Annotated in this window: 16 protein-coding genes; 11 read left to right on the top strand and 5 right to left on the bottom strand. The window is 70.6% G+C overall.

The features are described 5' to 3' along the window. Positions 1-34 precede the first annotated feature (34 nt). On the bottom strand, positions 35-640 hold the full coding sequence (locus EOT10_RS20250; protein ID WP_127829659.1) for an HD domain-containing protein: 606 nt from the start codon (positions 638-640) through the stop codon (positions 35-37). A gap of 170 nt (positions 641-810) precedes the next feature. Between EOT10_RS20250 and crcB (EOT10_RS20245) the strand changes: the two genes are divergently transcribed. The 7 genes from crcB (EOT10_RS20245) (at position 811) to EOT10_RS20220 (ending at position 5,718) form a co-directional block, all read left to right on the top strand. Next, positions 811-1,296: a fluoride efflux transporter CrcB gene (gene crcB, locus EOT10_RS20245; protein WP_127829658.1), complete on the top strand. Its 486-nt coding sequence runs from the start codon at positions 811-813 to the stop codon at positions 1,294-1,296. Next, complete coding sequence (locus EOT10_RS20240) at positions 1,293-1,649, top strand: DUF190 domain-containing protein (RefSeq protein ID WP_127829657.1); 357 nt, start codon at positions 1,293-1,295, stop codon at positions 1,647-1,649. The genes crcB (EOT10_RS20245) and EOT10_RS20240 overlap by 4 nt, the downstream gene beginning before the upstream one ends. Continuing rightward, complete coding sequence (crcB, locus tag EOT10_RS20235) at positions 1,646-2,020, top strand: fluoride efflux transporter CrcB (protein ID WP_127829656.1); 375 nt, start codon at positions 1,646-1,648, stop codon at positions 2,018-2,020. The genes EOT10_RS20240 and crcB (EOT10_RS20235) overlap by 4 nt, the downstream gene beginning before the upstream one ends. 123 nt (positions 2,021-2,143) lie before the next feature. Beyond that, entirely contained in the window at positions 2,144-2,920 is a 777-nt protein-coding gene (locus EOT10_RS20230; protein ID WP_127829655.1) for a DUF4142 domain-containing protein, read from the top strand. 322 nt (positions 2,921-3,242) lie between these two features. Next, positions 3,243-3,416: a hypothetical protein gene (locus EOT10_RS41355; protein WP_189491842.1), complete on the top strand. Its 174-nt coding sequence runs from the start codon at positions 3,243-3,245 to the stop codon at positions 3,414-3,416. Positions 3,417-3,473: 57 nt separating this feature from the next. Continuing rightward, positions 3,474-3,953 carry a GNAT family N-acetyltransferase gene (locus tag EOT10_RS20225; RefSeq protein WP_127829654.1) on the top strand — a complete coding sequence of 160 codons (480 nt, stop codon included), beginning with the start codon at positions 3,474-3,476 and terminating at the stop codon, positions 3,951-3,953. A 193-nt stretch (positions 3,954-4,146) separates the two neighbouring features. After that, on the top strand, positions 4,147-5,718 hold the full coding sequence (locus EOT10_RS20220; RefSeq protein ID WP_127829653.1) for an alpha-L-fucosidase: 1,572 nt from the start codon (positions 4,147-4,149) through the stop codon (positions 5,716-5,718). 46 nt (positions 5,719-5,764) lie between these two features. On the opposite strand, the gene EOT10_RS20215 is transcribed toward EOT10_RS20220, so the two are convergent. Continuing rightward, positions 5,765-7,417, bottom strand: coding sequence for an amidohydrolase (locus EOT10_RS20215; protein ID WP_127829652.1), 1,653 nt, complete (start codon positions 7,415-7,417; stop codon positions 5,765-5,767). A gap of 63 nt (positions 7,418-7,480) precedes the next feature. After that, positions 7,481-8,959 carry an APC family permease gene (locus tag EOT10_RS20210; RefSeq protein WP_127829651.1) on the bottom strand — a complete coding sequence of 493 codons (1,479 nt, stop codon included), beginning with the start codon at positions 8,957-8,959 and terminating at the stop codon, positions 7,481-7,483. Positions 8,960-9,088: 129 nt separating this feature from the next. On the opposite strand from EOT10_RS20210, the gene EOT10_RS20205 reads away from it, so the two are divergent. Further along, positions 9,089-9,781, top strand: coding sequence for a TetR/AcrR family transcriptional regulator (locus EOT10_RS20205; protein WP_127829650.1), 693 nt, complete (start codon positions 9,089-9,091; stop codon positions 9,779-9,781). 19 nt (positions 9,782-9,800) lie between these two features. On the opposite strand, the gene EOT10_RS20200 is transcribed toward EOT10_RS20205, so the two are convergent. Then, positions 9,801-10,514 carry a FadR/GntR family transcriptional regulator gene (locus EOT10_RS20200; protein WP_127829649.1) on the bottom strand — a complete coding sequence of 238 codons (714 nt, stop codon included), beginning with the start codon at positions 10,512-10,514 and terminating at the stop codon, positions 9,801-9,803. A gap of 179 nt (positions 10,515-10,693) precedes the next feature. Here EOT10_RS20200 and EOT10_RS20195 point away from each other — a divergent pair, with 179 nt between their 5' ends. Next, positions 10,694-11,770, top strand: coding sequence for a sugar ABC transporter substrate-binding protein (locus tag EOT10_RS20195; RefSeq protein ID WP_127829648.1), 1,077 nt, complete (start codon positions 10,694-10,696; stop codon positions 11,768-11,770). Positions 11,771-11,800: 30 nt separating this feature from the next. On the opposite strand, the gene EOT10_RS20190 is transcribed toward EOT10_RS20195, so the two are convergent. After that, the gene (locus tag EOT10_RS20190; RefSeq protein ID WP_223281108.1) at positions 11,801-13,006 is read right to left on the bottom strand and encodes an RNA-guided endonuclease InsQ/TnpB family protein; all 1,206 of its coding nucleotides are present in this window, start codon (positions 13,004-13,006) and stop codon (positions 11,801-11,803) included. A 144-nt stretch (positions 13,007-13,150) separates the two neighbouring features. Here EOT10_RS20190 and EOT10_RS20185 point away from each other — a divergent pair, with 144 nt between their 5' ends. After that, the gene (locus tag EOT10_RS20185; protein WP_127829646.1) at positions 13,151-14,680 is read left to right on the top strand and encodes a sugar ABC transporter ATP-binding protein; all 1,530 of its coding nucleotides are present in this window, start codon (positions 13,151-13,153) and stop codon (positions 14,678-14,680) included. Further along, positions 14,673-15,707 carry an ABC transporter permease gene (locus EOT10_RS20180; RefSeq protein WP_127829645.1) on the top strand — a complete coding sequence of 345 codons (1,035 nt, stop codon included), beginning with the start codon at positions 14,673-14,675 and terminating at the stop codon, positions 15,705-15,707. Before EOT10_RS20185 ends, EOT10_RS20180 begins: the two co-directional genes overlap by 8 nt. Positions 15,708-15,733 lie beyond the last annotated feature (26 nt).

Genomic DNA, 15,733 nt, shown 5'->3' with positions numbered 1-15,733 from the left:
GCAATGTCTCATGACGGGGCGTCAGATGGAGCCGTCAGGAGCGCAGAGAAGGTGTGAAGTCGGTGAAGTGGGCCTGCTCCAGGCTGTTGTGACGGACCCGTTCGGCGATCATCTCCGCCACCGGCCGCCAGTCCTCGAGGACCCCGGCGTCGAGGCCCACGACCTTGCCCGCGTCGTCCGCCTGACGGAGCGTCACCGCGTCCTCGGCGAGCGGGTCCCGGGCGAACGCCGCCGCCTCCGCGGGCGTCATCGGCCCGCCCTGCACCTCCAGCGTCAGCGCGCTCTGCGGCGACAGGCCCCTGGCCGGGTCCGACATGGCGAGGTACCGCTTCGCCGGGACGTGCAGACGGACCAGACGCGCGACCCGCTGCCCGAGCAGCGGGCGTACCGCGTCCGCCGCCGTGTCGGCGTGGCCCGCGTCGTCCCCCGGACGCAGGCGATGGCCGATGTCGTGCACGAGGCCCGCGAGCTGGAGCTCCTTGTCACTGGGCCGGGACCGGCGCAGCAGCGCGGCGGTCTGCAGGGCGTGGTCGTGCAGATCCACGGGGTCGCCGCTGCGGTCGGGGGTGTCCCACGCGCCGCGGCAGGCGTGCAGGAGATCCATCAGCTCGTCGACGGTGCGCAGTTCGACCCGTGTCATGTGTGACTCCTCCCGGGATCAGGATGCCGGTGTCCTGGCAGGACACCATGGTCGCCTTTCGGCGGAGCCAACGGCACGTGAACGGCGCTCACGGCCCGGGGATAGGCTGGCCGCAGGCCGTGATCCCCGCTGGTGGGACGGCCGCGGGACCGAGGAGGAGACGGACACGGATGACACGCCGGCAGCCATCGACGGTGCATGAGCCGACGGACCCGGACGCCGGCCTCGGCGTGCCCGTCCGGCGCCGTGCGGGCCTGCGCGAGCAGGGGCCTGTCGTCGCGGTGGTGGCGCTCGGCGGGGCCATCGGGGCGAGCGCCCGCTACGGCGCCGCACTCCTGTGGCCCACGGCCGCCGGTGCGTTTCCGTGGACGACGCTGTGGGTGAACGCGCTCGGCTGTTTCGTGATCGGTGTGTTCATGGTGGTCATCACCGACGTGTGGGCGGCGCACCGCCTGGTGCGGCCGTTCTTCGGCACCGGCGTCCTGGGCGGCTTCACCACGTTCTCCACGTACGCGGTGGACATCCAGAAACTGTTGGACGGCGGCCGGGTCCGTGCGGGCCTGGTCTATCTCGCGGTGACGCTCCTGGTGGCGCTCGCCGCGGTCTGGCTCGCGGTGGCGCTGGCGCGCCGCGTACTGGCGTGGAGGATGCGATGACACGACTCACGGGCCGCGCCCTGCGGGTGACGGTCTTCATCGGCGAGCACGACACCTGGCACCGCAAGCCCCTGTACAGCGAGATCGTGCACCGGGCGCACAAGGCGGGCCTCGCGGGCGCGAGCGTCTTCCGGGGCATCGAGGGGTTCGGCGCGTCCTCCCTGATCCACACCTCGCGGCTGCTCTCGCTCAGCGAGGACCTGCCGGTGGCCGTCGTGATCGTCGACACCGAGGAGCGGGTCCGCGCCTTCCTGCCCGAGCTCGACGAGCTGGTGTCCGAGGGGCTGGTCATCCTCGACGACTGCGAGGTCATCCGGTACGTGGGCCGCGAGGACGGCGGAACGCGCGCGTGAACTGGCTGCTCGTGATCGCCGGGGCGATGGTCGGCGCGCCCCTGCGCTATCTCACCGACCGGGCCGTGCAGAGCCGGCACGACAGCGTCTTCCCGTGGGGGACGTTCACGGTGAACGTCTGCGGCTGCCTCGCGCTCGGCCTGCTGACCGGCGCCGTCGCCGCGGGCGCCGCCTCGTCGCACGTGCAGCTGCTCGTCGGCACCGGCCTGTGCGGCGCCCTGACGACATACTCGACGTTCTCGTACGAGACCCTGCGCCTCGGCGAGGACGGGGCGCGGATGTTCGCCGTGGCCAACGTCGTGGCGAGCGTCGTCGCCGGACTCGGGGCCGCCTTCGCGGGGGTCTCGCTCGCCGACGCCTTCTGGGGCTGAGCGCCCCCTCGCGTACGTGTCGCGCGAAGAAGGCTGAACGCGACCCCCGTCACGTCCGTACCCTTCCGTACCAACAAGTGGCTCGCCCCGGCGGCGAGTTGACTCCGGTACCGGGAGGACCGCTTGCGACGTATCAACGGGACCGCGCTCGTCATCGCCGCCCTGGTCGCCACCCTGGGCGCCCTGGCCTTCCCGATCTGGTCGTACGCCGACCGCTCGGGCACCGGACAGGCCGACCTGAACGCGGGCAGCGTGGCCACCCCGTGGGGCCCTCTCTCGGCCACCGACCGGGACTTCCTGGTCAAGGTGCGGCTCGCCGGGCTCTGGGAGATACCGGCGGGCCAGCAGGCGATGGAGCGGGCGCCGACGCGGGCCATCAGGGCGGCGGGCGACCATCTCGTCGTCGGCCACACCGACCTCGACGCGCGGGTGCGCTCGGTCGCGGGCCGGCTCGGCGTGGAGCTGCCGAACCAGCCAAATCCGCAGCAGCAGGGCTGGCTCCGGGAGCTGACAGCCGCGCGCGGCAAGGACTACGAGAACAAGTTCGCCAACCTGCTGCGCGACTCGCACGGCAAGGTCTTCGCGCTGGTCGCGCAGGTCCGCCACACCACCCGCAACACGCTGGTGCGCGAGCTGGCCACCGACGCCAACCAGACCGTCCTCGACCACATCACCATGCTGGAGAACACCGGCGACGTGGACTTCGACGCCATCGCGAACGAGGCGGCCGGGACCGCCACCGCCAGTCCCACCGGTCCGCCGCCCCCGGGAGGCGCGCCGCCGCCGCTCCCGAGCCCGGCCGGGCCCTCGGGTTCACCCGTTCTGACGTCCCGGCCGTCGGCCGGGTCCACCACCGACCCGGGGCGATCGATCAACACGGACCGGCCCGAAACCTGGTAGACCGGGATCATTCAGGTGTCATATTGACGGTGGCCGAATAAACCCCCGGTGGCTAACGGTTGTATCTCAGGTTGCGTCCCCATCGAGCGGGACCATGCTCATTTGGTTAGTCTGTAGCAGACGGACAGCACAACGTGGTCCTACCAGTACCCGTGGTCCGTCGCCGGACAGCCCGGTCACCACGGGCCGCCCAAGCAGGAAACCGGCGCCACCGCGCCCGAACCGGTATCGAAAACCAAGCCCGACCGGGCTCCGGACGCCCCGACGGGAAACGCCGGGCCGGCTGCGCCGGAAGGGTTACCCGACACACAAGGAGTGCGCGGTGACACCAGAGAAGACGAATCGCGAGCAGCGTCCCGGCGAACGCAAGGAACGCCCCCGCCGGCGCCCGGAGAAGCTGGGCAGCCTCGACGTCTGGGCCCGTTCGGCCCCGATCAGGCTTGCGGGCTACGAGGACGACCTCGCGGAGCCCCACATCCTGCCGAGCGTCGACTGACCGTCCCCCCGGAAAACGGCTTTCGACGCTGACCGGCCGCGTGCCAGACTCGCGCGCATGCTGATCAGAGACGCCGTCGACAGTGACTGGGCGCAGATCTGGCCGTTCTGGCGGCAGATCGTCGGATCCCGCGAGACCTATGCGTGGGACCCGCAGACCCCCGAGGCGCAGGCCCGGACCCTCTGGATGGGTCCGGGCAAGCGTGTTTATGTCGCCGAGTCCGACGGTGCTGTCGTCGCCTCGGCCTCCGTGAAGCCGAACTATGGCGGGCCCGCCGAGGGCATCGCGAACGCGGGCTTCATGGTCGACCCCGCCCGCGGCGGCCGTGGCATCGGCCGGGCCCTCGCCGAGCACGTGCTGGAGCGGGCGAAGGCCGACGGTTATCGCGGCATGGTGTTCAACGCGGTCGTCGAGACCAACCCCGCCGTCGGGCTCTGGACCTCCCTCGGCTTCACGATCCTGGGCACCGTCCCGGACGCCTTCGAGCACCCCCGGCACGGCCGGGTGGGGCTGCACATCATGTACCGCGCACTGTGACGTCCATGTTCCGCAGCCGCTGACAGCCGTTGACAGCGGCTGACGGGCGACCCTTTTCGGACATTCGTTGGTTCGTGTGCGCTCCGGCAGGTCATCGGATCACTCCCTCAACTTTCCCCTCTGCGCGACCCATTGACGCTTCCACGGCACCCCACCATCATCAGACCTCCGATGAATCCAAGGGTGGAGTGGAATGGCTGAGCACACGATCGACCGTCGCGTCTTCCTCGCGGCCGCCGTCACCACGGTCGTCGCCGTATCGAGTGGCTCCCTGGCCCACGCGGCGACCGGCGGGGCGGCCGGCCCCGCCGAGCCGAACTACCGCATCCCGATCGGTCCCGACGACACCCCCGAGCAGCTGCTCGCCAAGGCGGCCCGCGTGCGGCCGACGAAGCGGCAGATCGCCTGGCAGGAGCTGGAGCAGACCGCCTTCCTGCACTTCGGCGTGAACACCTTCACCGGGCTCGAATGGGGCACCGGCGACGAGGACCCGAACGTCTTCCAGCCGACCGGACTCGACACCGACCAGTGGGCCCGCGCGCTGCGCGACGGCGGGTTCAAGCTCGCCATCCTCACGGTCAAGCACCACGACGGCTTCGTCCTCTACCCGTCCCGCTACACCCGGCACAGCGTCGCGTCGAGCAGCTGGCGCCAGGGCCGGGGCGACGTGCTGCGCTCCTTCGCCGACTCCATGCGCAAGTACGGCATCAAGGTCGGCGTCTACATCTCGCCCGCCGACGAGAACCAGTACGCCGACGGTGTCTACGCCAACGGCAGCAAGCGCTCCACCCGCACCATCCCCACCCTCGTCGACGGCGACGACCGGGCCGGCGGCGACCTGACGACGTTCACGCTCGACGCGACCGACTACGGCGCCCACATGCTCAACCAGCTCTACGAGGTCCTCACCGAGTACGGGCCCGTCGACGAGGTGTGGTTCGACGGCTCGCAGGGCCGCATCCCGGAGGGCAAGGCCGAGACGTACGACTGGGACAGCTGGTATGCCGTGATCCGCGAACTCGCTCCCCAGGCCACCGTGGCCGTGCGCGGGCCCGATGTGCGCTGGGTGGGCAACGAGGGCGGGCTCGCGCGCGAGAACGAATGGAGCGTCATCCCCGTCAAGGACACGGGCAACGGCAGCATCGACTACGCCCTGCACTACTACGCGCCGGACCAGGGCAGCCGGGACGCCCTCGCGCAGTCCCGCTCCGTGGCCCAGTACCTCCAGTGGTGGCCCGCCGAGTGCGACGTCTCGATCAGGCCCGGATGGTTCTACCACGCGGACCAACGGCCCAAGAGCGTCGACCAGTTGGCCGACATCTGGTTCCGGTCCGTCGGCCGCAACTCCGTCCTCCTGCTGAACATCCCGCCGGACAGGAACGGCCTCCTGCCCGCCGCGGACGTGGCGCGCCTCAAGGAGTTCCGCGAACGCATCGACCGCGAACTGCCCGAGGACCTGGCGGCCGGCGCCCGCGTGAGCGACGACGACGAGGGCACCCGCACCGTCGACCTCGGCACCGACCAGGAGGTCGACCGCATCCGGCTCGCCGAGGACATCCGGCACGGCCAGCAGGTCGAGCAGTTCGTCGTCGAGGCACAGGTCGGCGGCGCCTGGACCGAGGTGGCACACGCCGGCACGATCGGCGCGAGCCGCGTCCTGGTCCTGCCGGTGCCGGTCAGGGCCCGCCGATGGCGCCTGCGCGTCACACAGCACCGCAACGACCCGCACATATCGCTGTTCGGCCTCTACCGCTCCCGGGTGTGAGAGGGGGCGGCCCGACCGACGCGGGCCGCCCCACACGCACGCCCCGTCAGGCGGCGGCGTACACCCGCTCGCCGCCCACGAACGTCTCCACGACGCGCGTCGCGCCGATCTCCTCGGCGGGGCCCGCGAACGGGTCCCGGTCGAGCACCACCAGGTCGGCGAGACGCCCCGGCGTGATGGAACCCGTCACGTCGTCCAGGTGATTCACGTACGCGCTGCCCGCCGTGTACGCGGTGAGCGCCGCGTCCAGGCCGATGCGCTGACCCGGCAGGAACACCTCGGTACCGGGGGGCGCGTCGTGCAGGACGCGGTTGACCGCGACATGGATCGCCTCGATCGGGTCCGGGCTGCTCACCGGCCAGTCGCTGCCCGCCGCGAGCGTCACGCCCGCCCGGTGCAGATCGCCGAACGGGTACTGCCACGCGCTGCGCTCCGGACCGAGGAACGGGATCGTCAGCTCGTCCATCTGCGGCTCGTGCGCCGCCCACAGGGCCTGCATGTTCGCCGTCGCGCCCAGCTCCCGGAACCGGCCGATGTCGTCGGGGTGGACCACCTGGAGATGTGCGAGGTGGGGGCGCGTGTCGGTGAATCCGTTGGCGCGGCGCGCCGCCTCCACCGCGTCGAGGGCCTCGCGCACGGCCCGGTCACCGAGCGCGTGGAAGTGCACCTGGAAGCCGCGCGCGTCCAGCTCCGTCACGTACTTCTGGAGATCGAGCGGCGGCACGAAGCTGATGCCGCTGTTGTCGGAGGCACAGCCGCAGCCGTCCAGGTAGGGGCCGAGCAGGGCCGCCGTGCCGTTCTCGGCGACGCCGTCCTGCATGATCTTCACCGTCGTGCAGCGCAGCCGCCCGCGCGTGCCCGCCGCGCGCCGCGCCACCAGCTCGTCGATCTGCTCGATGCCGCGCGCCCGGTCCCACCACAGCGAACCGACGACCCGTGCGGTGAGCCGCCCGTCCCCGGCGGTCGCGAGATACGCGTCCGTCGGGTCCGTGAGATTGGCGTGCACACCGAGCAGCGCGTCCTGCCACGCGGTGACACCGAGAGAGTGCATCAGCTCCTGCGCGCGCAGCAGCCCCGTGATCCGCTGCTCAAGGGTGGCGGACGGCAGCAGCCGGCCGATCAGGTTCGCCGCGCCCTCCTGGAGCATGCCGGTCGGCGCGCCGTCGGCGTCGCGTTCGATGCGGCCGTCGGCGGGGTCGGGCGTACGGGAGTCGATCCCCGCCGCTTGCAGGGCACGGGAGTTGACCCAGGCGCCGTGGTGGTCACGGTTGACGAGGTAGGCGGGGCGGTCGGGCACCAGGGCGTCCAGCTCCGCGGCCGTGGGCAGGCCGCCGGGGAACGCCTCCATCGACCAGCCGCCGCCGGTGATCCACTCGTCGTCGGGGCGCGCCTGCGCGTACGCGGAGATGAGGCGCCGGTACTCCTCCAGGGTCGTCGCGCCGCTCAGGTCGCACTGGCCCATCTCCATGCCGCCGCCGACCGGGTGCGCGTGCGCGTCCTGGAAGCCCGGGATGAGCAACTTGCCTGCCAGGTCCACGACTTCGGTGGCCGGTCCGATGAGTTCGCGTACCTCGTCGTGGCCCACGGCGACGATGTGCTCGCCGCGTACGGCCACCGAGGTCGCGCGCGACCGGGCGGGGGAGAGGGTGTGGACCGGGCCGCCGGTGAAGACGAGGTCGGCGGGTGCGGTGTCCGGCATGGGGCAACTCCTTTGTCGATGGATGCTGTCGGGGTGGTGTGGGGGTGTTGTCGGGGTGTGGGGTCAGGTGCGGTCGGAGGTGAGCCGGACCGTCTCGGCCGCCGTGCCGCGGCCGGTGACGAAGTAGGGGGAGCGGCGCACGTACTTGGCGTAGGCGGCCATCACCAGGCCGGAGGCGACGATCGCGACGGGCACCGCGAGCATGAACCACCCATTGTCCGGGCTGAGTTCGAAGTGGTCGCTCATCGTCAGGTACGAGCGGGCCAGGTACACGCCGATGCCGAGGAGCGCGATCCCGCTCAGCGCGGGCGCCACGACCGCGCGCAGCGCCCCGGACAGCGGACCGCGCAGCGCCTCGCGGAAGCGGACCGCGCAGGCCAGCGCCGTCAGGCCGTAGTACAGGGCCACGACCAGGCCGATGGAGTTCACGGCGGCGAGGATCATCTGGTTGAGCTGGGGGATGGCCAGGGCGAGCAGGGAGACCCCGCCGGAGATCGACATGATGAGGACCGTGCCCAGGGCCGGTGACTCGTAGCGCGCGCTGACGCGGGTCCACACCGGGCCCATCGTGCGGTCGCGGCCCATCGCGAGCAGGCCGCGGGCCGTGGGGATGACGCTCGACTGGAGCGAGGCCACCGCGGAGAACAGCAGCGCGAGCAGCGGCAGCGTGGCCCAGGGTTCGGAGGCGAGCTTCGCGCCCAGGTACGTCAGGCCCTGCGGGCCCTGGGCGATCAGCTCGGGCAGGCTCATCTCGCGCTGGAAGGCCACAGCGCCGTAGAGGAACATCGCGAGCATCGTGAACAGGGCGATGAAGCCGCCCCGGCCGGCGTCCCGTACGTCCTTGGTCTCCTCGGTGACGCTGAACGCGGCGTCCCAGCCCCAGAAGAAGAACACCGCGAGCACCAGGCCCTGGGCGAACGCCGTGCCGTCGTGGATCGCGAAGGGGTTCAGCCACGACCACTGGAACGCGTGGTCGCCCGAGACGAGGGCCAGCGCGCAGAAGACAAGGAGGACCGCGTACTCGAAGACGAGAAGCCAGGTCTGCAGCCGGGTGGCCCTGCGGACGCCGGTGATCGCCGTGTAGGTCACGACGGCCAGGACCACCAGGCCGACCGCCGTGCTCAGAGCCGTCGAGTTCGGGTCGAGGGCGAGTCCGGCGAGGTCGTGCAGGCCGGCCTTGTTCGCGAACTGGAGGAACACCGAGCCCGTGACGGCGCTGGTGTACGCCATGAAGATCACCGTGCCGACCAGGGTGACCCAGCCGGTGATGAAGCCGGGCCACGGGCCGAGCGACCTGCCGACCCAGACGTAGCCGCTGCCCATGTTCGGCTCGGAACGGTTGAGCCGGGCGTACGCGGAGGCGATGCCGAGGATCGGCAGGAACGCCACGAGGAGGATCGCGGGGGCCTGGAGGCCCACCGTCGCGGCGAGCGCACCCATGCCGATGCCGATGCTCGTGGTGGCGGCCGTGCTCGACGCGGCGATGGCGACGCCGTCGACCACGCCGAGGGAACGGCGCAGGCCGGGTGGTTCGCTGCTCATACGGACACTCCTGAGGCCGGAGGAGGGGAGGGTGGCAGCGATCAAACAACCCTTGTCAATGTTGCGTCAATGGTGTTGACATAAGGGGGCGTCGCGCGAAGCGACCCGGGCGACGAGAGGGGATTCGGCATGGCCGAGGGACGGATACCGGCGGAGCGGCGGCGGCGCAGACCGACCAGGTCAGGGGTGCTGCTCTCCGCCGACCTGATCGTCGACTGCGCGCTGCGCCTCGTCGGGCAGCACGGGCCCGACGCGCTGAGCGTGCGCAGGCTGGGCGCCGCCCTCGGCTGCGACCCGAGCGCCGTCTACCGGTACTTCCGCAACACGGACGACCTGCTCCTCGCCGTCGCCGACCGGGTCATCGGCGAGAGCATGGCCGGCTTCGAACCCGGCGACGACTGGGTCGCGGGCCTGCGGGACATGGGGCACCGGATCCACCGCGGTTACAGCGAGCACCCCCGGATCGCCGCCCTCGCCGCGTACCGGGTGACCCGCCGCATCCACGAGGTGCACGCGGTGGAGACCGGCATCGGGCTGCTGCGCCGGGCGGGCTTCGACGGCGCCACGGCCGTGCGGTACTACGCGGCGTTCGTCGACACGGCGCTCGGGCACGCGGCGCTCGACGCCGCACATCTGGCGCTGCCGCCCGAGCGCCGCGCCCGCGACCACGGCGCGTGGACCGACACGTACCAGTCGCTCCCCGCCGAGACACATCCCCAGATCGCCGCCGTACGGGGGCACTTGCCCCTCATGGCGGAGAGCCCCTTCGAGACGGCGCTCGAGCTGCTGCTCTCGGCCCTTGAGGCGCGGGCGCCGCGCTGACCCGCTTCGGGGGAACCGGTCAGGCCAGTTCCTCCGCGTCGAGCTGGCCGCGCATCCACGCCTCCACCTCGCCCACGTGCGCGGCCGCCGCGGCGCGCGCCGCCTCCGGGTCGCGGGCGACGAGCGCGCGGTGGATCCGGGCGTGCTCGCGGCCCGTGCGCTCGAAGGCGCCCTCCTCCTGGTAGCCGCGCCACACGCGCGCCCTGAACGTCCGTGAGGACAGGCCGTCCAGGATCGCGGCCATCGTGTCGTTGCCGGCTGCCTTCGCGATCGCGCGGTGGAACGCCAGGTCGTGGGAGAGGATCTCCTCGGGGTCGTCCGTGGCCGCCATCGCCGCCAAGTGCAGTTCCACCTCGGCGAGTTGGCCGGGTGTGATGCGTGCCGCCGCGAGCGCGGTCGCCGTCGACTCCAGGACCCGGCGCACTTCGAGGAGTTCCACCAGACGCGGCCCGCGCGAGAGGTCGGCGACGACGCCGAAGGTCTCCAGGAGGTCACCGGCGTCCAGCTGCGTGACGTAGATGCCAGAGCCGTGCCGGGCCTCCAGTACGCCGAGGACGGTGAGCGCCCTGATCGCCTCGCGCATCGAACTGCGTGAGATGCCGAGCTGCGTGGCCAGGTCCCGCTCCGTGGGCAGGCGCTGGCCGGGCTCCAGCAGACCCTCGCCGATCATCGCCTTGATCTGCTCGATGGCCCGCTGCGTCACGGTGCCCTTCTGCGGGGCGGTCTGTTCCACGTGGGCTCCTCGATTTGCCGGGTGCGCCGCAGTCTAGCCAGAGATGTGGTCGGACCACTACGGCTTGAAACGCGGAAAAGTTGGCTACGAGGGGTGTTGTGGGGGCCAAGTGGTCTGATAAATATTTCCGCCATCAGGTACGGGAAGTCGCTCGATCTCGCTCGGTGAGGAGCCGTCAGATGGCCGGCAGAACAGTGCGCAAGCGGAACAGGTCGCGGATCGTCGGCGCGGCGGCGGTGGCCGCTTGCGCCGCCCTCGTGCTCTCCGCGTGCGGCAGCACGAAGGACGACGTCGCCTCCGGCGGCAAGGGCGGCGGCGACGGAAAGGGCAAGGTGGGAGTCATCCTGCCCCTGCTCACCTCGCCGTTCTGGCAGTCGTACAACGACTACGTGCCGAAGATGGCCACGTCCGAGGGCGTGGACGCGCTCAAGACGGTCAACTCCAACAGTGACCCCTCGCAGCAGATCACGGACATCAACAACCAGCTCAACCAGGGCGTCAAGGGCCTCGTCGTCGCGCCCCTCGACAGCGCCGCGATCTCCGCCGGACTCGACCAGGCCGAGCGCAAGGGCGTCCCCGTCGTCGCCGTGGACGTCGCGCCCGAGAAGGGCAAGGTCGCCATGGTCGTCCGCGCGAACAACGTCGCGTACGGCGAGAAGGCCTGCGACTACCTCGGTCAGCAGGTCAAGACCGGCAAGGTCGTGCAGATCATGGGCGACCTCGCCTCCGTGAACGGCCGCGAACGCTCGCAGGCCTTCCGCGACTGCGCCAAGAAGAAGTACCCGGGCCTCAAGGTCCTGGAGATCCCGGCCAAGTGGGAGTCCGACACCGCCGCGTCCAAGCTCGACACCCTCCTCAACGCCAACCCCGACATCAAGGGCATCTACATGCAGGCGGGCGGCGTCTACCTCGCCCCCACCCTGCAGACCCTCAAGTCGAAGGGCATGCTGAAGAAGACCGGCGAGAAGGGCCACATCGCGATCGTCTCGAACGACGGCATCCCGCAGGAGTTCGCCGCGATCCGCAAGGGCCAGATCGACGCCACCGTCTCCCAGCCCGCCGACGCCTACGCCAAGTACGGCATGTACTACATCAAGGCGGCGATGCAGGGGAAGACGTTCAAGCCCGGTCCCACCGACCACGACTCCGAGATCGTCAAGCTGCCCAGCGGCATCCTGGAGGACCAGCTGCCCGCGCCACTCGTCACCAAGGACAACGTCGACGACCCGAAGCTCTGGGGAAACACGGTCAATTGACTTCCTCCCCCTCGTGAATGAGGGGGATTCCTACGGCTCGCGCCGTGGGGCTTCCTGCTTCGTTACCGACTGCCCGCCCGGAGTTCTCCGTTGAGGTCTTACACCAGCTCCACAGGCTGTCACCGCCAGTCCGGCGGCCAGCAGGTTGTTCGCTGCGTTCGTGTCCCGGTCGTGGGTCGTTCCGCAGTTGCCGCAGGTCCAGGTTCGAACGTGCAGCGGCATCCTCTTTGCGAGGGTGCCGCAGTGGCCGCAAAGCTTGGAGGAGGGGAAGAAGCGGTCGACAGCGATCACTTCCCGCCCGTACCAGGCGGCCTTGTACTCCGGCATGCCCCGGAAGCCCGACCACGCGGCATCGCTGATGGCGCGGGCAAGGCTCCGGTTCTTGACCATGTTGCGTACGGTCAGGTCCTCGATCACGAGCGTTTGGTTTTCGCGCACGAGTCGACTGGTCAGTTTGTGCAGGTGGTCGCGGCGCCGGTCGGCGATGCGGGCGTGGATCCTGGCGACCTTTCGCCGGGCCTTGGCCCGGTTGGCGCCGTCACCCTTGGCCTTGCGGGAGAGCTTTCGCTGGGCCTTGGCCAGGCGGGCACGGTCCTTGCGTCCGTGCCGGGGATTGGCGATCTTCTCGCCGGTGGACAGGGTCAGGAGATGTTCGAGGCCCACGTCGATGCCGACCGCCTGACCGGATGCCGGCAGCGGCGACACGGACGGATCCTCGCACAGCAGGGAGACGAACCAGCGTCCCGCCGCGTCCTGCGAAACGGTCACCGTGGACGGCTTCACTCCCAGGGGGAGCGGGCGCGACCACACGATGTCGAGCGGTTCGTTCATCTTCGCCAGCGTCAAGCGGCCGTCACGGAAGCGGAACCCGCTGGTGGTGTACTCGGCGGACTTGCGGGCCTTCTTCCGCGACTTGAAGCGCGGATACCTTGCCCGCTTGGCGAAGAAATTAGTGAATGCCGTCTGCAAGTGCCGCAACGTCTGCTGCAACGGCACCGACGACACGTCGTTGAGGAACGCCAGTTCCTCGGTCCTTTTCCACGCGGTCAGCATCGCCGAGGTGGCGTTGTAGTTGACTCGCTCCTGCCGCGCCCACGCCTCGGTGCGGGCGACAAGCGCGAGGTTGTAGACCTTGCGCACGCAGCCGAACGTGCGCGACAGCTCGGCCGCTTGCGCATCGGTCGGATAGAAGCGGTACTTGAACGCCCGCTTCACACAGGTCGTTGTCACGCTCACAAACTAATGCGACTGCGGTTTAAGCCCAAATCTGCGTGGCGCAGCACCGCAATCCGCCCTGACGGAGCATCACAGCTCCTTGCCATGCTCCCCAGGAGTCCGTTTCCCCTCCGCCCTGAAGCGGAGTATCCACGGAGGAACCTGATGATCACCTCGACGACGATCACGCCGGCGGTCAGGCCGCTCGTCGAGGCGTCGGGCATCGCCAAGCGGTACGGGCCCACGGTCGCCCTGCGGGACGGCCGGCTGACTGTCCTGCCCGGCGAGTCCCACGCCCTCGTGGGCCGCAACGGCGCCGGCAAGTCCACCCTGGTCACGGTCCTCACCGGACTCCAGGCGCCGGACGCGGGAACCGTCCTGTTCGACGGCGAGCCCGCGCCCCCGCTCGGCGACCGCGACGCCTGGCGCGCCAAGGTCGCCTGCGTCTACCAGAAGCCGACGGTCGTCCCCGAACTGACGGTCGCCGAGAACCTCTTCATCAACCGGCAGCCCGGCAGCCGCCGCGGCTTCTTCTCCTGGCGCACCCTCCGCGACGAGGCCACGCGCGTCCTCGACACCTGGGACATCCACGTCGACCCCGACGCCCGCACCGCCGACCTCAAGGTCGAGGACCGCCAAATGGTGGAGATCGCCCGGGCGTTGAGCGGCGGCGCCCGGTTCATCGTCCTCGACGAGCCCACCGCCCAGCTCGACAACCGCGAGATCGAACGCCTCTTCACGCGCATGCGCGCGCTCCAGGAGTCCGGCGTCACCTTCCTGTTCATCTCGCACCACCTCCAGGAGGTGTACGAGGTCTGCCAGACGGTCACCGTGCTGCGCGACGCCCGCTGGATCACCACGGCCCCCGTCGCCGAACTGCCCCGCGCGGCCCTGGTGGAGGCCATGGCGGGCGAGGTCATCGCCGAGGAGCGGGCCGCCGCCCGCGCCGCCGTGGAGCACGAGCCCGATGCCACCGTCCTGCTCGACGCGCGCGGCCTCACCTCCGAGGCGTACGACGACGTCGATCTGACCGTGCGCAGCGGCGAGGTCGTCGGGCTCGCCGGATCCAGCGGCAGCGGCAAGATCCAGCTCGCCGAGGCGTTCGCGGGACTGCACACGCCGACTGCCGGAACGGCTCAACTAGCAGGAAAACCATTGCCGTTCGGCGACGTCAGCGGCGCGCTCGCGGCCGGCGTCGGCTGCGTGCCGCGCGACCGGCACGACCAGGGGCTCGTCCCCGGCATGACCATCGGCGACAACGCCACGATGAGCGTGCTCGGGCGCCTCGGCCGGCACGGCTTCGTCGCCACCGACCGCAAGCGCCGCTTCGCGGCCGAGCTGATCGAGCGCCTCGACATCCACGCCGAGGGCCCGGAGCAGCCCGTGTCCGACCTCTCCGGCGGCAACGCCCAGAAAGTCGTCATGGCCCGCGCCCTCGCCTCGGACCCCCGCCTCCTCGTCCTCATCAACCCCACCGCGGGCGTCGACGTGAAGTCGAAGGAGTCCCTGCTGTCCCGCATGGACAGCGCCCGCGAGGACGGCACGGCCGTCCTCGTCGTCTCCGACGAGCTCGACGACCTGCGCCGCTGCGACCGGGTCCTCGTCCTCTTCCACGGAAAGGTCGTCGCCGAGCACGCGGCCGGCTGGCACGACCACGAGCTGATCGCCTCCATCGAAGGAGTGGACCATGGCTGACATCAAGGCCCCGTCGGCCTCACCCGCCACCCCCGTACGGCTGCCCGGCAAGGGCTCCGCGAAGACCGTTCTGCTGCGCCGGGCACGCGAACTCGCCCTCGTTCCCGCCCTGTTGCTGCTCATGGTGCTCGGAGCGGTCGTCAACGACTCGTTCCTCACCGAACGCAACCTCATCTCCATCCTCGGCGCGTCCGCCGCCCTCGCGATGGTCGTCCTCGCCGAGTCGCTCGTCCTCATCACCGGCAAGTTCGACCTGTCCCTGGAGTCGGTCGTCGGCATCGCGCCCGCCCTCGGCGCCCTGCTCGTCCTGCCGGTCGCCCAGTCCGGCTTCGGCACCGAGTTCCCGACCGTCCTCGCGCTGCTCGCGATCCTCGCCGTGGGCGCGGTGATCGGCGCCTTCAACGGCGTCCTCGTCGTGAAGTTCAAGCTCAATGCCTTCATCGTGACGCTGGCGATGCTGATCGTCCTGCGCGGCCTGCTCGTCGGCGCGACGAAGGGCAAGACGCTGTTCGGGATGCCGGACGCGTTCTTCTCCCTCGCCACCACGACGTTCCTGCGCATCCCGATGTCGGTGTGGCTGGCCGCGATCGCGTTCGGCGTGACGGGCCTCGTCCTCAAGTACCACCGGGTCGGACGGGCCCTGTACGCGATCGGCGGCAACCCCGACGCCGCCCGCGCGGCCGGGATCCGCGTCGAGCGCGTGATGCTCGGGGTGTTCGTCGTCGCCGGCGTCCTCGCCTCGGTCGGCGGGATCATGCAGACCGGCTACGTCGGCGCGATCAGCGCCAACCAGGGCAACAACATGATCTTCACGGTGTTCGCGGCTGCGGTCATCGGCGGCATCAGCCTCGACGGCGGCAAGGGCACCATGTTCGGCGCCCTCACCGGCGTCCTGCTGCTCGGCGTCGTCCAGAACCTGCTCACCCTCGCCCAGGTGCCGTCGTTCTGGATCCAGGCCATCTACGGCGGCATCATCCTCCTCGCCCTGATGATCGCCCGTGTCACGACCGGCCGCGCCCAGGACTGACCCCCGCATCAGCGTGACGTTTCGGT

The organism is Streptomyces antnestii (genome assembly GCF_004005495.1).
GTDB classification, from domain to species: domain Bacteria; phylum Actinomycetota; class Actinomycetes; order Streptomycetales; family Streptomycetaceae; genus Streptomyces; species Streptomyces antnestii.
The sequence above is the reverse complement of the archived record's forward strand: the minus strand, read 5'-3'. Positions and strand labels throughout refer to the sequence as shown.